Origin of the sequence: Streptomyces sp. NPDC093591 (assembly GCF_044764885.1) — a bacterium.
Lineage (GTDB): Bacteria > Actinomycetota > Actinomycetes > Streptomycetales > Streptomycetaceae > Streptomyces.
This window is the reverse complement of record NZ_JBIWIY010000003.1, coordinates 504391-520402: the sequence shown is the minus strand read 5'-3', so window position 1 is coordinate 520402 and position 16012 is coordinate 504391. Positions and strand designations below refer to the sequence as shown.

Annotated in this window: 12 protein-coding genes; 2 read left to right on the top strand and 10 right to left on the bottom strand. The window is 71.0% G+C overall.

The genetic code is table 11. The features are described 5' to 3' along the window. Positions 1-80: 80 nt before the first annotated feature. The 8 genes from ACIREI_RS08945 to ACIREI_RS08910 form a co-directional block, all read right to left on the bottom strand. A complete protein-coding gene (locus ACIREI_RS08945) occupies positions 81-4220 on the bottom strand; it encodes a ribonuclease E/G (RefSeq protein WP_403329178.1) in 4140 nt (1379 codons plus the stop codon). Positions 4221-4482: 262 nt separating this feature from the next. Beyond that, a complete protein-coding gene (locus tag ACIREI_RS08940) occupies positions 4483-5265 on the bottom strand; it encodes a TIGR03936 family radical SAM-associated protein (protein WP_403329175.1) in 783 nt (260 codons plus the stop codon). 48 nt (positions 5266-5313) lie between these two features. Further along, positions 5314-6429, bottom strand: coding sequence for a hypothetical protein (locus ACIREI_RS08935; protein ID WP_403329172.1), 1116 nt, complete (start codon positions 6427-6429; stop codon positions 5314-5316). 67 nt (positions 6430-6496) lie between these two features. Further along, on the bottom strand, positions 6497-8293 hold the full coding sequence (locus ACIREI_RS08930; RefSeq protein WP_403329169.1) for an ABC transporter ATP-binding protein: 1797 nt from the start codon (positions 8291-8293) through the stop codon (positions 6497-6499). Next, positions 8290-8760: a lasso peptide biosynthesis B2 protein gene (locus ACIREI_RS08925; protein WP_403329166.1), complete on the bottom strand. Its 471-nt coding sequence runs from the start codon at positions 8758-8760 to the stop codon at positions 8290-8292. Before ACIREI_RS08925 ends, ACIREI_RS08930 begins: the two co-directional genes overlap by 4 nt. After that, positions 8757-9125: a lasso peptide biosynthesis PqqD family chaperone gene (locus ACIREI_RS08920; protein WP_403329163.1), complete on the bottom strand. Its 369-nt coding sequence runs from the start codon at positions 9123-9125 to the stop codon at positions 8757-8759. The genes ACIREI_RS08925 and ACIREI_RS08920 overlap by 4 nt, the downstream gene beginning before the upstream one ends. Positions 9126-9137: 12 nt before the next feature. Beyond that, on the bottom strand, positions 9138-10976 hold the full coding sequence (locus ACIREI_RS08915; protein ID WP_403329461.1) for a lasso peptide isopeptide bond-forming cyclase: 1839 nt from the start codon (positions 10974-10976) through the stop codon (positions 9138-9140). A gap of 118 nt (positions 10977-11094) precedes the next feature. After that, positions 11095-11205 (bottom strand): keywimysin-related RiPP, encoded by a 111-nt coding sequence (locus tag ACIREI_RS08910; protein WP_403329160.1) that lies wholly within the window; start codon positions 11203-11205, stop codon positions 11095-11097. A 235-nt stretch (positions 11206-11440) separates the two neighbouring features. Here ACIREI_RS08910 and ACIREI_RS08905 point away from each other — a divergent pair, with 235 nt between their 5' ends. Continuing rightward, positions 11441-11776: an ArsR/SmtB family transcription factor gene (locus ACIREI_RS08905; protein ID WP_403329157.1), complete on the top strand. Its 336-nt coding sequence runs from the start codon at positions 11441-11443 to the stop codon at positions 11774-11776. Continuing rightward, positions 11776-12495: a cation transporter gene (locus ACIREI_RS08900; RefSeq protein WP_403329154.1), complete on the top strand. Its 720-nt coding sequence runs from the start codon at positions 11776-11778 to the stop codon at positions 12493-12495. The genes ACIREI_RS08905 and ACIREI_RS08900 overlap by 1 nt, the downstream gene beginning before the upstream one ends. 778 nt (positions 12496-13273) lie before the next feature. Here the strand turns inward: ACIREI_RS08900 and ACIREI_RS08895 are convergent. After that, positions 13274-15331 carry a restriction endonuclease gene (locus tag ACIREI_RS08895; protein ID WP_403329151.1) on the bottom strand — a complete coding sequence of 686 codons (2058 nt, stop codon included), beginning with the start codon at positions 15329-15331 and terminating at the stop codon, positions 13274-13276. A 334-nt stretch (positions 15332-15665) separates the two neighbouring features. Next, the coding region (locus ACIREI_RS08890) for a tetratricopeptide repeat protein (RefSeq protein WP_403329148.1) at positions 15666-16012 on the bottom strand (347 nt) is incomplete at its 5' end.

The window sequence follows — 16012 nt, the reverse complement described above, 5'->3', positions numbered from 1 at the left end:
GCCCCAACGGAGTGCGGCCGGTCACAGGGACCGGCCGCACCACGTATCACTCGTAGCTGAGTGTCACTCGTCGGTGAGCGTCACTCGTCGGTGGCGGCAGAGACCGTGGTCTTCTTCGCCGTCGACTTGGCCGCGGCCGTCTTGGCGGTCTTGGCCGCCGCCTTCTTGGCCGTCGCCTTCTTCGCGACCGTCTTCTTGGCCGCGGTCTTCTTGGTGGCGGCCTTCTTCGCCGTGGCCTTCTTGGCCGTCTTACGGGCCGTCTTCTTGGCCGGAGCCGTCTCCTCGACGCCCTCCTCCGCGGCCGGCGCCTCCGCGGCGGCACCGGGCTCGGCCTCCGCCGCCGGGACGACCACGACGGCCGTCTCCTCGGACGCGGTCGGGGCGGTGGCCTTGCGCACGGCACGGCGGCGCGGACGGGCCGGAGCGGCGCTCTCGGCGGCCGCCTCGGCCGGGGCCTGTTCGGCCTGCTCCGCCGGAGCCGCGGCCGGGGCCTCGGCCTCCGGTTCGGGCGCGGGAGAGGCGGCCTCGCTGACCGTGACCACGGCGGCCTCGGCGCCCGCGGGCGACCCGGCGGGCGCGGACACCTTGCGGGTCGCGCGACGACGCGTACGTCCCTTGGGCGCGGCCTCCTCGACGGCCGGAGCGGTGGCGGCGGCCTCGGCGGCCGGAACCTCCGCAGCGGGGGCCTCGGTGACCGGGGCCTCGACGACCGCGTCCTCGACGGCCACGGGCTCGGCCTTCGCCTCGGCGGCCGGCTCCGGCTGCACCGGACGCGCCACCTCCTCGGCGACGGTCACGTCCTGAGCCGTGGGAACCGCCTCGGGCTTCCTGGGCGCACCCGCCGGAGCGGACACGCGCCGGCCACCACGGCGCCGCGAACGACCGCCGCGCGCGGCCGCGGCCTCCGCCTCGGCGACGCTGCTGTACAGCTCCTCGTCCGGCGCGAAGGCAGGCTCGGGCAGCGCGGCGGGCTCGGCGACCTCGGCGGCGACCTCGATCTCGGTCTCCGCCTCCTCCTCGGCCGTCTCGACCGGCTCGACGGCGACGGACGCCTCGTGGACCTGCTCGGGACCGGCACCGGCACGCGCGCGCTTCTTGCGCTTGCCGCCGCCACCGACGGCCGTCGGCTGCTCCATGTGCACGATGACACCGCGACCGTTGCAGTGGACGCAGGTCTCGGAGAACGACTCCAGCAGCCCCTGCCCGACCCGCTTGCGGGTCATCTGCACGAGCCCCAGCGAGGTGACCTCGGCGACCTGGTGCTTGGTCCGGTCCCGGCCCAGGCACTCCAGCAGGCGCCGCAGCACCAAGTCCCGGTTGGACTCCAGCACCATGTCGATGAAGTCGATGACGATGATGCCGCCGAGGTCGCGCAGCCGCAGCTGGCGGACGATCTCCTCGGCCGCCTCCAGGTTGTTCCTGGTGACCGTCTCCTCGAGGTTGCCGCCCTGGCCGGTGAACTTGCCGGTGTTGACGTCGACGACGACCATCGCCTCGGTCCGGTCGATCACGAGCGAACCGCCGCTGGGCAGCCAGACCTTGCGGTCCAGCGCCTTGGCGAGCTGCTCGTCGATCCGGTACGTGGCGAAGACGTCGACCTCGGAGGTCCACTTCTGCAGCCGCTCGGCGAGGTCCGGCGCCACGTGGGACACGTACCCGTGGACGGTCTGCCAGGCTTCGTCACCGCTGACGACGACCTTGGAGAAGTCCTCGTTGAAGATGTCCCGGACGACCCGGACGGTCATGTCCGGCTCGCCGTACAGCAGCGTCGGCGCGTTGCCGTTCTTGGCCTTCTTCTGGATGTCCTCCCACTGCGCCTGCAGCCGCTCGACATCCCGGCGCAGCTCGTCCTCGCTCGCGCCCTCGGCGGCGGTGCGCACGATGACGCCCGCGTCCTCGGGGACGATCTTCTTGAGGATGGTCTTCAGCCGCGCCCGCTCGGTGTCGGGCAGCTTGCGGCTGATGCCGGTCATCGAACCCTCGGGGACGTACACGAGGTAGCGGCCCGGCAGCGAGACCTGGCTGGTCAGACGCGCGCCCTTGTGCCCGATCGGGTCCTTGGTGACCTGGACGAGCACGGACTGGCCGGACTTGAGGGCGGACTCGATGCGGCGCGGCCCGTTGGCCATGCCGAGCGCCTCGAAGTTGACCTCACCGGCGTAGAGCACGGCGTTGCGGCCCTTGCCGATGTCGATGAAGGCGGCCTCCATCGACGGCAGGACGTTCTGGACCTTGCCCAGGTAGACGTTGCCGACGTACGAGGTCGACTGCTCCTTGTTGACGTAGTGCTCGACGAGCACGTTGTCCTCGAGGACGCCGATCTGCGTGCGGTCGCCGTGCTGCCGGACGACCATCACGCGCTCGACGGCCTCGCGTCGGGCGAGGAACTCGGCCTCGGTGATGATCGGGACGCGACGGCGCCCCTGCTCACGGCCTTCGCGGCGGCGCTGCTTCTTGGCCTCCAGGCGCGTGGAGCCCTTGATGGACTGCACCTCGTCGGACGGCTCGGCCTTCGGGCGCGGCTCGCGGACCTTGACGACGGTGCGCTCGGGGTCGCCCTCGCCGGGCTCGGTGTCGACGCCCGTGTCACCGGCGCGACGACGACGGCGACGACGACGCCGGCTGCTGGAGCTGGAACCGCCGCCTTCTTCGGCGCCCTCTTCCTCGGCGTCCTCTTCCTCCTGCTCGGCGGTGTCCTCGGCGTCCTGCGCGGCCTGCGCCGCGGCGAGCTCCTCGCCCTCGCCGTCACCGCCCTCGGCGTCGGCGGCCTCACCGCGACGACGACGCCGGCCACCACGCCGCCGACGCCGACGCGACCCGGTCTCCTCGGACTCTTCGGACTCTTCGGCCTCTTCGCCCTCGACGACGTCCTCGACGGCCTCTTCGGCTTCCTCGGTCTCGTCCTCGGCGGCGGTCTCGACGCCCTGGGGCGCGACCTCCTCGCCGAACGCACCACCCCGGCGCCGACGACGACGCCGCGACGCGCCCGCCTGCTCCTCCGGGAGCTCCTCGACGTCCTCGGTCTCCGCCTCGGCGGCGGCCTCGGCGGCGGCCCGCTGGGGGGTCTGGAACTGCGGCTCGGTGAACACCGGCGCCTGGAACACGGCCACGGCAGGCCGCGCCGGGCGCGGGGTCTCGGACGCCTCGGATTCGGGGGCCTGAGCGGGCGCGGCAAAACCGGCGGCGGCCCGCCGGACGGCACGACGACGGCGGCGGGGGGCCGCTTCCTCGTCGGCCTCGGCGGCGGGTGCCTCGGCGGGCGCTCCGACACCGGTGACCGCGGCGGTCTCCGCCTCGATACCGGGGGTCACGGGGGTCTCGGCCGTCACCGGCGTCTCGGCGGGAGTCTCGGCAACGGCGGCCTCGGGCGCCTCAGCGGCCTCGGAGACGCGCCGCGTGGTACGGCGACGACGACGCGGGGCGGCGGCCTCGGCGGCCTCGCCGGAGTCGGCGGCGGTCGGCGCGGCAGCCTCGACGGGCTCCTCCGCCTCGGTGGAGATCTCGGCACTCACCGCCGCCTCGGCGGTGGGGGCAGCGGCAGGCGCGGCCACCCGACGGGTGGCACGCCGACGCGTGCGACGCGGCGCGGCCTCCTCGGCGTTCTCAGCCGCAGGCACTTCAGCAGCGGCGGGCACCTCAGCGGCGGCAGGGCTCTCGGCGGCGGGGACCACGGTCTCGGCGGCCTCCGCCTTCGCCGGAGCACCAGCGGGCGCCGACGCACGACGCACCGCACGCCGACGCGGACGAGCGGCGGGCGCGGCCTCTTCGGTCACCTCGGCGCTCTCCGCCGCGGGCGCCTCGGCAGCGGCCGGGCTCTCCTCGACGACGGACGCGGCAGTCACCGGCACCACGGTCTCGGCCGTCTCGGCAGCAGCGGGTGCCCCGGCGGGCGCGGAGGCACGACGCACCGCGCGGCGACGCGGACGACCGGCAGGCGCGGCCGCTGCGCTCTCCTCTGCTTCCGCAGCCTCAGCAGTCACCTCGGCCTCGACGGCCTCGATGCTCTCCTCGGGCCTCTCGGCCTCGTCACCCGGCGTCGCGACATCGGCGGCCTCGGCGACCGGTATGGCCGGCTCGACCACCTCTGTGGGCTGTGCCTCGGCGGCAGCCGTCGGCGGGCCCGCCGGGCGGGACGCCGCGCGGCGCCGACGGCGCGGCGGCAGGGTGTCGCTGGGGGTGTTCAGTTCGGAACCCTCAGTGGGTTCGGTCGGTTCGAGCATGCGGGCGTTTCTCCCGTCAGGCTCCCGGGCGCCGCACCTGGTCCGGCGATATGCCGGTGACGTCCGCGGCTCGCGCATCGCGCGACTGCCGCCGTCCGGGGCGCGGGCGCCGCACGGGAGCTCTCTGTGTCCTGTCTCGCCGGTTCCGTACGCCGAATGCGTACGGCCTGGCGAAAGTCTTCTGGTCGGTGCGCTGCCCGACCCAGGTGGCTCCCGAGTACGAGGGCGGCGCTTCGACGTCCGTCCCTACGCGGAACCTTCCTTACGCCGGCGCCGTCGCGGCGGCAGCGGTCTCGGCCTCGGTTGGGGCCGTCGCTGCCTCGCGGTCGGGCGCGAGCGGGTCGGTCACCGTGCCGGTCTCTTCATCGAACAGCCCCTGCGCCAGCCTGGTCACCGCTGCGGGGACCGGCGGCGCCAGGTCGGCCACGGCGCGGAGACCGGACAGGACGTCGTCGGGTCGTACGGCAGGCGTCACGTGCCGAACAACCAGCCGCAGTATCGCACAGGGCTGGTCGGTCGGCCTATCAGCTGCCGAACTGTGTGTTTCTGTTCCGTCGGTGCTTTCGAGGTGGACGACCGCGGGGCGGGCGTCGAACGTGCGCACACCGTTCTTCGTCATGCGCTGCACCTCGACCGCCCCGGCGGCGTTGAAGGCCGCGACCGCGCGCTCGGCGTCCGCCGGGTCCACGCCGTCGAGCCGCAGCTCCCAGACCGACGCCGTGAGCCGGTCGGCGAGCCCGGAGACGCGGGCCTCGACCGCCTCGATGACGTCGAGCCCGGCGGGCAGCGACTCGTCGAGGAGCACTCTCAACTGCTCCGGATCGCGCGCCTCGGTGAGGGCGATCTCCAGATACTCCGCCTCACTGCCCGTGCCGGTGGGTGCGGCATTGGCGTACGACACCTTCGGATGCGGCGTGAACCCCGCCGAGTACGCCATCGGCACCTCGGCACGGCGCAGCGCACGCTCGAAGGCGCGCTGGAAGTCACGGTGGCTGGTGAACCGGAGGCGGCCGCGCTTGGTGTAGCGCAGTCGGATGCGCTGCACCGCGGGTGCGGGCGGCGGGCCTTCGGGCTGTCGCTTGCCCAGTGTCGTTCAGTCCTTCGTGAGAGCGGTCGTACTGCTACCAAGAGTACGTGTCTCACGGCCCGGAGGTTCCCGCCGGGCCACCTCCTCCCGCTGCTTCGGCTCTCCGAACAGCATCCGCCGGAAGTCGGCCCGCGCCTGCCGCACGGATTCGCGGGCGGCGGTGAGCGCCTGCCGGGTGGCGCGCCCCACACTGCGGGCGGCCTCGGCGACGGGCCGCAGCACCACGTCCCGGACGACGTGTCCGACCGGCGTGAGCACCGTCCGGTACACCCAGCGCACCGGCTCCACGAAGATCCACCGGAAGAGGCTCGCGAGGAACCGTCCGACGGCGAGCGAGATCCGCCCGGCGACCCGCCACGCGTGCCCGAGCGCGTCCCAGATCTCCCTGCCGATGACGGCGAGCACACGGCCGACGGGTGCGAGCACCCACCGGTACAGGCCCACCGCGGGCAGCACGAACAGCACGCGCGCGGTCCAGTACAAGGCGATGCCCATCCCGGTGACGGCCATGCTCACGAGCCACACCAGGCCCCTCGCGCACCAGGCGATCGCCCGCCCCACCGGCGCGAGGATCCACTCGTACACCCACAGGGCGGGGACGACGAGGAGATACCGGCCCAGCCACGCCACGACGCCGAACAGGCCGAGCCCGATCGCGGCGAGTACCGCCCCGAGCCCCCTGAGGACCCACATCACCGCATGCCCGACCGGCGTGAGCACGCGCGCGTAGAGCCACGCCAGCCCGGCCCCGATCCCTCGCGTCAGCCACGCGCACGCGTGCCCGAGGGGAGTCAGCACGTACCGGTACAGCCACACCACCGGTACGACGAAGAGCACGTTCCCCAGCCAGGCGAGCCCCTTCGCGACGGGCACGACGACGTACCGCCACAACGCCACGAACGGCCAGACGAACACCGCCCGCCCGAGCCACAGCAACGCCCGTCCCAGCGGCCGCAGCACCGTGTCGTTCAGGAAGCGCCCGCCGACCACGAGCGCGTCCCACGCCATCCGCACCGGGACGACCAGCACGAGCACGACGATCCGCACCGGGATCCGGATCGCGACGGCCAGGCACCCTGCGGGGTCCTGGCGCTGCGGTGGTGGCGGCTTCTCTAGATCCATACCGTCGTAGACGCCGGAACGGCCCGGGCGGATGCGGTGCCGGGACAGGCTCGTCCGGTCAGCACGGCTAGCCGGAGACCACGTCACCCGCCTCCTGGGCGCGTGTCAGCAGTTGGTACTGCTCGCTGCAGGCCAGCAGTTCCTCGTGGGTGCCCGCGGCGACGACGCGGCCCGCGTCGAGCACGACGATCAGGTCCGCTGCGCGGATGGTCGACATGCGGTGGGCGATCACCAGCAGCGTGCACTCCTGCGCGGTCTCCCGGATCGACCTGCGCAACGCCACCTCGTTGACGGCGTCCAGATGGGCCGTCGGCTCGTCCAGCAGAAGCAGACGTGGCCGGGTCAGCAGGGCACGGGCGATCGCGATCCGCTGACGCTCGCCACCGGAGAGGGCCATGCCGTGTTCGCCGGCGTCGGTGTCCAGGCCCTGCGGGAGACGGTCGATCACATCCCTGAGGTGCGCCAGCTCGACCACTCGGTCCACCTCGTCCTGTCCGGCGTCCGGGACGGCGTAGGTCAGGTTCTCCCGCAGCGTGCCGTACAGCACCGGGGCATGCTGTTCCACCAGGCCGACCCGGGCCCGATGATCGGCTCGGCGGAGCGCCCGTATGTCATGGCCGTCGAAGAGGATCCGGCCGCGATCGGGGTCGTAGAACCGCTCGGTCAGGGCGAAGACGGTGGACTTACCGACCCCCGAGTTGCCGATCAGGGCGACATGGGAGTGCTCCGGCACCTCGAAGCTCACTCCGCGCAGGACGGAGCGCCGTGGTGTGTAGCCGAACCACACGTCCTGGAACTCCAGCACGGGTGCCCGCGTCCGCCCGCGGCCGCGGTCCGCCGGGCAGGACGCATCGGCCGCGGGTGCGGTCACGGCTTCCTGCTCGCTGGGCAGGTCCATCACCTCCATGACCCTGCGGTACGCGCCCATGCCCTGCTCCATGGTGCTGAAGGACTGGAACACCATGCCGATCGGCTCGACCAGATAGATCATGTACAGCAGAAAGGCGGCGAGGTCGGCGATCGATCCCTGCCGGTCGGCGACCCGCATGCCGCCGATGAGCAGCACGACGATGAACGACCCCTTGACGGCCAGCTGGATCGCCGGTGCCACCACGGCGTCCAGCTTCGCCATCCGCACGCTTCCCTCGTACGCCGACCTGGCACCGTCCGCGATGCGCTCGGACTCCCGCTGCTCGGCACGGTTGGCCCGGACGGTACGGATGGCAGCGAGCGCGCGCTCCAGATCCGCCGTCATCGCGCCCGTCGCCCGTTGGGTGGACAGCGACGCCACCTCGATTCCGTGCAGCACCGAGGCGACGATCACGGTGGTGATCGCCACCATGCCCAGCACGACCAGGAACATCAGCCAGTCGAGCCAGATCATCAGCGCCACGATGCCGACCAGCCCGATGGCGCCGGTCACGGCGTCGGTGAAGCCCTCGGCGACCAGCAGCCGCAGGGTGGTGCTGTCGGTGCTGGTGCGCGAGATCAGATCGCCGATGCGATGGCGGTCGTACATGGCCATGGGCAGCCGCAGCACATGCCGGATGAGGCCGATCCTGATTCCGAGGACGATCCCCTCGCCCGTCCGGGCCAGGACGAACTGGGCGAGGCCCTGCACCAGCGCCTGGGCGAGGAAGAGCACGACGAGCAGCGCCAGGACGTATCCGACAGTGCCGCCGGACGCGGTCGCCTCGATCACCTGTTTGACCAAGAGTGGCTGGGCCAGGCTCAGCGCCGAGGCGCCCAGCGTCAGCAGTACGGCGAGGGCTATCCAGCGCCGGTGGCCGCGCAGCAGGCGCAGGACGTCCCGCAGGCCGGCCCGGCCCCGCTCGTCCGGCTCGGCTGTCGCTTCGGGGTTCATGGGTTCACGGACTCACGACTCACGGACTCACGGCTGAGGGGACCAGGGGCGCACGGCACGGTGAACAAAGGGCGGAAGTAGTCGGGCGGGTAGTTCTCCCCCACCGGCACTCCCTCCGCCTCCACCCAGGCATGCGCGCCGAAGGGCGGCAGGCGCCGCGCGCCCACGCACCACGTGGGCCACCGGCCGTGCAGGCGGCACAGCAGAATCGTGGCCAGGGACCGGGGCAGGCACCCTTCCGCGCCCCCGCAGGCCAGGCTGACCGCGACCACGTCGTTCCGGGCAGCCCGTGTCTCCTCGACGGTGGCCGGCCGGGCGCCCCGGCGCAGCTGCTCCAACACGGCCCGGATGCGCCGCGGACGCCGGCGGGCCAAAAGCCGTGCGGCGCCCACGGCGAGCCGGACCAGGATCCGGCGCCGCAGGGGTACCGAGCGCGGGTCGTGGAAGATGGCCTCCGACGAGGTCATCGGCTCGCCTTCCCGTGCCGTCGCCCGCGTAGGCTCGGCCATCGGCCGTGTACGCGGCGCCGCGTCGGCCGCACCGACGGGGCAGGTGGGACTGATGGCCCCCCGATGCCCTCACCGGCCAGGCCCGCCGACCACAGTCCGCCGACCAGCTCCCGGACGTCCTGGTGCGCCGTGTCGATGTCCACCTCGTACTCCTCGGTGAGCGTCCGCGCGGCATCGGCTTCCGTGCCGCCCTCCAGCAGCGTCCGCAGGGCGACGGCGGCGCTGGGATTGAGCGTCCAGTACTGGTCGTTGTCCTCGTCGAGGAGCGTGATTCCGTAGTCGGTCTCGGCCGTGAACACGCCCTCACGCAGCTTGAATGTCATGGGCCAGCTCCCTCAGCCCGGCGCAGTGGCGGCGGTGGTCTCCAGCGCGCGCAGCCACATCTCGCACACCACCGTCTGGTACACCGCGTCGAACGGCAGGGTCGGGGGCAGCGGTCGACTGCACATCTCGCGCATCACGTTCGCGTCGATCAGGCCCAGCCCGGCCAACCGGGAGTCCTCGCACAGGGCGAGCAGCTCGGCACGTCGCTCCCGCATGCCCACCTCCGCCTCGTGGGAACCCTCGTCCTTGGTGCGGCGGGTCAGGCTCTCGTCGGGCACGATGCCGCGCATCGCCTCGACGATCAGCGGTTTGTACCGCCAGGGCGTGATCCTGTCCTGCGGCCGTACGGCCATGCCCGCTTCGATCACGCGGTCGTCGTAGTAAGGGGCGGCGAGGGGGACTCCGGTTGCTCGGGCGACCATCTGGCCCAACTGCCGGAGCATGCGGGAATTGCTCCCCATGGCCTCCAACTCCGTGTGCTGTCCACGCCGTTCGGCCAATGGCTCGGCCGTACGAGCCGCTGTGCGCAGCAGCTCCCGTACGGCCTCGACGGCGTTCGGCGTCGCCCACGGGGGCATCCGCGGCGGGGTCCCCCAGTCCAGCGCGGGCGTCTCCAACGGGGGCGGTACGGCCGTGAGTCGGTCGCCGATTCCGGCGAACCAGGCCCGGTAGGAGCCGTTGTCCCACAGCTGCCGCAGCGTTTCCCGGTACGACCACGGGCGTTGGGCGGCGAAGCCGCGTGCGCTCCGCCACGCGGTCCTGGGGTGGGTGCGCATCAGCGTGTGCAGATGCGCGGGCGAGCCGGCGAGCAACTCGTCCCCGCCGAAGCCCGTCAGGTGCAGCTGCGAGCCGCGGGCCGCGGCCAGCCCCGGAACGATCAGGCACCGGCTGGGATGCATCACGGCCGGGCACGGCTCGTCGAAGCGGTCGTCGATGTCCTGAACACCCTCGTACACCATCGGCATCCGGTCCCCGGCGATGATGTGGTGATCCACGCCCCGCAATGCGGCGACCGTGCGGCGGGCCCAGGTCACGTCGGCGCACATGGGGTCGAGGCCGTCGGCGGTGTAGGCGATGACCTGCGCCCTGCCGCGGGCGGCCAGAGCGCACAGCGAAGTCGAGTCCAGCCCGCCCAGGTCGCAGCTCACGACATCCCGGCCCTGGATGCGGGCCTCGACCGCGGCCGACAACGCCTCCCGCAACGCCGGCGCACCCTCCGCCATCGGCACCACGGGCTCGGGAGGCACCCACCACGCCACGGTCCGTGCCCGGCCCTCGGCGTCGAGCGCCACATAGTGGCCGACCTCCACCGCGCCCACTCCGCGCCACACCGGTTCGCCTCCCAGCGGGTGGGGAGCGCACGGATTCAGCAGCCGGGCCGCGAGCTGCTGCTCGTCGACTTCCGCGTCGAGCAGGGCGGCGAGGACGTCGGCCCGGTCCGCGGCCACCGCGGCGTCGCCGATCCGGGCGTGGAACACCCTTCGCATGCCGGTGACGCTGCCCTGGACACGCACACGTCCGGTGACCGAAGCGACCAGGTGAGAACTGCCGACCATGCCGCGAGCCAGTTCATCGAGGGCGGCGACCGTGCCGGTCCTGTCGGCCGCCGTGGCGAGGCGGTCGGCGGTCACCGTGTGCTCACCGACGACCGCGAGTTTCACCCTGCCCGCCTCGCCCACGGTCACGGCGTCGTCGGACCAGCGGCCGAGCAGCCAGGGCCGACCCGAGGGGTGGCTGATCTCCCGTACCCTCCGGCCGCGGAGTGCGGCGCCGACCCGCGCCGCCGAAGCGGAGTCCGGAAGGACGACGAACCAGTCCGGCCCCTGGCCGGCATCGGGGAGATCGACCATGCCCGCGCCCTGCTTCTGGGCGGCGGAGCCGGGCCCCACCGCCACCTGGGGAATCTTCTGGGGGCACCCCGACAGGGGGCTCACGCCCTCGCGCCGGGTGCTCTGGAAGTACGGCGCCTCAGAACCTCCTCCTGAAGAAGAAGAACCTTTCTGGTCCACTCCTCCAGCCGAAGCCCGTCTTGCGGAAAGAGCCGACCGCAGTCAGCGTTGGCCGCTCGTACGTGCGCATGTCCTTGCACCTCCTCTCAACTACCGAAGTCGGATGGGAGAGTTCAGAAGTCCAAGGAGTGTGATCGTCGACGTACGCCCTCGGCACCGGATCTCTTCCACGATAGTCGCCCACTTGACAAACCGCCCACATTTGGAAATACCCACCCCCAAGGCGCCACTGGGTCGACTGCCTCTCCATTCAGCCCCCACTGTTCAGAGTTCCTTGAATTCAGAGTTCGCTGTACTATCGTGCCGTGCTGACCGTTGCCTCCGACATCGACGTGCTGGCCCGATTCGGCCGCGCCCTCGCCGACCCCATCCGCTGCCGGATCCTGCTGGCCCTGCGCCAGGACGCGGCCTACCCGTCCGACCTCGCCGACGCCCTCGCCGTCTCCCGGACCCGGCTGTCCAACCACCTGGCCTGCCTGCGCGACTGCGGGCTCGTGGTCACCGTTCCGGACGGCCGCCGCACGCGTTACGAGCTCGCCGACGAACGGCTCGGCCAGGCCCTGGACCACCTGCTCACCGCGGTGGTCGCGGTCGAGTCGGACAAGACCTGTCACGACGCCGCCACCGAGGGCTGCTGCTGATGACCGCGATATCCCTGGGGCCGTCCCCGGCCCGCCGCGACGCGCTCACCCGCCGCATACGGCTGCTGGTCGCCGCGACGATCACCTACAACGCCATCGAGGCGGCCGTCGCCATCACCGCCGGGACACTGGCCTCCTCGACCGCACTGGTCGGCTTCGGCCTGGACTCGGTCATCGAGGTCTCGTCCGCCGCCGCGGTCGCCTGGCAGTTCTCCGCCCGGGAGCACGCCGTGCGCGAGGCCCGGGAGAAGACCACCCTGCGCATCATCGCCGCATCGTTCTTCGCGCTCGCCGCCTACGTCACCGTCGACGCGGTCCGTGCACTGGCGGGCACCGGTGAGGCGGAACGCTCCCTCCCCGGCATCGCGCTCGCCGCGCTGTCCCTGGCCGTGATGCCGTTCCTGTCCGCCGCCCAGCGCCGCGCCGGCCGGGAACTCGGCTCCGCCTCCGCGGTCGCCGACTCCAAGCAGACGCTCCTGTGCACGTACCTTTCCGCGGCCCTCCTGGCGGGCCTACTCCTCAACGCCACCCTCGGCTGGACCTGGGCCGACCCGATCGCCGCCCTCGTCATCGCCGCCACCGCCGTCAAGGAGGGCCGTGACGCCTGGCAGGGCAAGGGCTGCTGCGCGCCCGCCGCCCACCCGGTCGACGACGTTCGCGGGGGCACACCGGCGGCGGACAGCTGCCGCTGCGGCCACGGGTGCTCATGCGGTTCATGAACATCCCGTCGCCCCAAGCTCCGCTGCCACGGCATGTCGCGATGACAAGGCCCAGCCGTCCTCATCGCCCGCGTCATGCCGCCGAGCGACCACCCTCGCGGCGACGTTCACCGGACCTCGACCGGAAGTCCGCCCTGCGATCGTGCGGGGCCCGTAAGCGGCAGCAGCTTCTTGCCGGGCGGGCCGATCTGGATATGCGTGTCCAACTGCGGACCAACCCGGGGCATGGTGGGTACTACCTGCAGGGGAAGCAGCCGTGAGGGTCCTCACTTCCCAGAGCTCGCTCGACTGGTCACCCAGCGCACCCCACCCGAGCCGTAGCGGAAGCTTGTGCGGTCTGTCGTGTTAGACAGCGACACCCGGAATCAGCGCCACCATCCCGGAAAGGAAACTGCCCAGCGGACTGGTGCCCCGCAGGTCGCCGGAGCTTGGAAGAAGGACCAGAGAACAACCAGGGCCGACAGAGTGACGATCACCACTGGCCCGGCTGCTTCGTTGATCCACGCCGCGATGAGAAGCGCCCCGGCCAGGACGCCCCACCACTGCCCTAAACCACCGAACCGACTACTTCTCGCCCCCGAAGTCGCCATGCCAGTAATCGTGGCTCCGGGCTTGGCGAGTCATGCAGCCAGCGAGTGACATGACCGAAAGAAGACCCAGGGGGCTCACACCCACTGGACTTCTTGACCGTCAACGGCAGCAACTTCACCCCGCTCTCGCTCCGTTGTGGCCCAGAATCCATCTGCGGGCATGCCGGGCACTACGCACGGCCCGTGCTCTACTCCACCTCGATGCCATACTCCTGGACGAGTTGTTCGAGACCCCCTGCGTAGCCTTTGCCACCAAGAACGAATTCCCAGTCGCCATTTGGCCGGTGCCGGAAAGAACCCAGCACCAGAGCTGTTTCGCCTGAACGGCCGTCCGAGACTTCAAGCCGACCCAGTTCGGACCTCGCCGGGTCGAGCAGCCGGATGCAGGCATCGGTGAATCCCGACAAGTCAGCGTCCGGATTCACCTCTGGATCAACGGCAGCCACGAGCACGAACCGATCAGCCTCCTGGGGTAGCGCATCGAAGGAGACACGCATCGCTGCCTTGTCCGGTGCCTGAGCCGGCACTGCGCAGACCGAACCGTCCGGAGTCTGCGGGTTGTTGAAGAAGACGAAGTGCTCTTCGCTCAGGACTCGGTTGCCATGACAAACGAGTGCGCACACGTCCAATGCGACATTGCCGGTCCACGTCATGCCCAGCACGTTGTGGTCATCGGGCGGAGTCGCAGGCGCGGACGGCGCCGGCTGGGCCGGCGTCGATCGTCGTCCCTCTCCCAGTCGGCCACGGAGCCCATGCCTGTGCAACAGGTCGACCAGCTCAGTGCCCGAGATGAGCTCCAGGGGCTTACCCCGAGCGAAGGTGTGCGATCCGGGACCGAAGCCCGACGTGGTCACCAGGACGCCCTTGTTCGCACCGACGTCCTGGACCGTGCCGTAGAGGTCACGTACGGCGGTAGGCGGCACCGTGCTGCGGTAGCGCTTCACCTGTACGACGATCTTGCCGCCCCGGATGGGCGTCGGATCCAGCGCGTCTACATCAACGCCACCGTCGTTCGACCGCTGTGTCGTCACCGCCTGCATGCCCATGGCGCGGAACAGGTCGGCAACGAGGGACTCGAAGGCAATCGGATCCATGTCGTACAGATCCGGCTCCTCATCACCGCCATGGCTGACGACGTGGTCGCCAACGTCCTGGGGCTTCCTGCTCGGCCGTACAGGGGTGAGTTGGTCAGGCCGAGTCGCGAGCTGTCCCCTCAACGCGTCCGTCAGGCAGCTGACGGGATCCACCTGCTCCAGATGCAGGTCAGTGAACACGGCCCGCTGGGCCATGATAGTCGCCAGAAAGATGTGCGCTTGCCTGCCCGTCGCCGGATCGTGCGCGTCCACGAAGCCGTTCAGCGCCACCGAGTCCAGGATGCCGTACTCGTCCGCCGTGAAGAGCTGATGCAGAACCAGCAGCATGCTCTGGGCCAGCACCTCGCGATACAGCGCCCGACGCTGAGTCACAGGACGTGGCGTCTCCTTGTCCTGATCCTGAGCGGGTACGTACCTCACCGACTTGGCCTCAGGCACAACGTCGTACCCCGGCATCTCCCAGTCCAGGACGAGCTGACGCGCTGCCCGGTCGAAGGCTGCCGCCACCTGCCGAGGAAACCCTTCCGGCCAGGCCGTCGACGAGTAGAGAGCAGCCGAGAAGTACTCGACAACAGAGTCCGGATCGCCCCGTCCGACCCCCGCGGTCACCTCAACGACGCCGGCATTGTGCCGACGTACCTCCGACCGTTGAGCCTCCGCCCTCTGTTCGTACTCTTGCTGGGCGGCCGCTAACTGCTGCTGTCGCTGTGCTTCGGCAGCCTGCGCGGCATGCCAGTCGCGTTCAAAGCGAGCCCGTGCCTCGGCCTGAGCTTGCGCACGCCGGTTTGCGGTCCAGCCTCCCTGCGCCTGGTACTGGCTCGGATCCGGCATACGCACAGGCCATGCAAGTTGCCCCGGATCGAACGGCACGAGCCCTTCCGAGCGCATCAGGGACGACGCCCTGAAGGCCGGCGCCTGGCAACCAGCGACCAACAGCCCCTGCAAGCTCGCGACCTGGGCTTCCAGCTCCGCCGTACGCCGCCCGGCCTCCGCGTTCCGATACTCGCGATGCCCCCGAGCGGCCATCCGTTGATAAGCCCGCGCCTGCCGTTCCTGCTCCCGGCGCTGCCTGGCCTCAGCTTCGATCTGGCGCTGTTGCTGACGCTGCATTTCGGCCCAGACGCCGACCAAACCAGCAGAGCGACGACTCATGCGCTACAGGCCCTCCCCAGGACGTCGGCACCGCCGACCGAACGCTGGTTGCCCCCACAACCAGTAGTAACAATCCGACTTTATCCAGTAATCAGCGTCCTGGATATCAACTTGCCAAAGGCAAGTCACATCGGCCGTTCGGGCAGGTCACCGGTCCGTGGCAGCCTTGCTCCCCCTCCGGATGAGAGGGGGAGCAAGGCCGCCGCACGAGGCATGAGCGAGGCCCGGAAAGCTCAGACCCACTCCACCTCTGAGTGGATGTCCAAGGGTTCTCCAGAACTCGGCAGAGGTGTACGAGGCTCGCGCTGCCGCACCGACAGACGACGAACGGGCCTCAGTGCGAGTGCCCGCTCGGCGTCGGCGCGGCGTTCTTGACCGTGAGAGGCTGCAGATCCTTCCCGGTCGACTCGATCTGTGTACTTCCATGCTGTACAGCTTGCACAGCACGGCGGGCGCAAGTGAGGTTGTTGCGGCTGGTCAGGGTGTCGGGGTGAGCGTCACCCAGAGTCTGCTCGCACCGGGCGACGGTGACCTCATACAGCGAGATGGCCCGCTCCAGGTCCCCCGCCTGCTGATACGCACTAGCAAGGTTGTTACGGCAGGCCAGGGTCGTGGGATGGGAGTCGCCGAGGGCTTGCTCGCACTGGGCGAGGGCGGCCTCATACAGCGGGATGGCCCGCT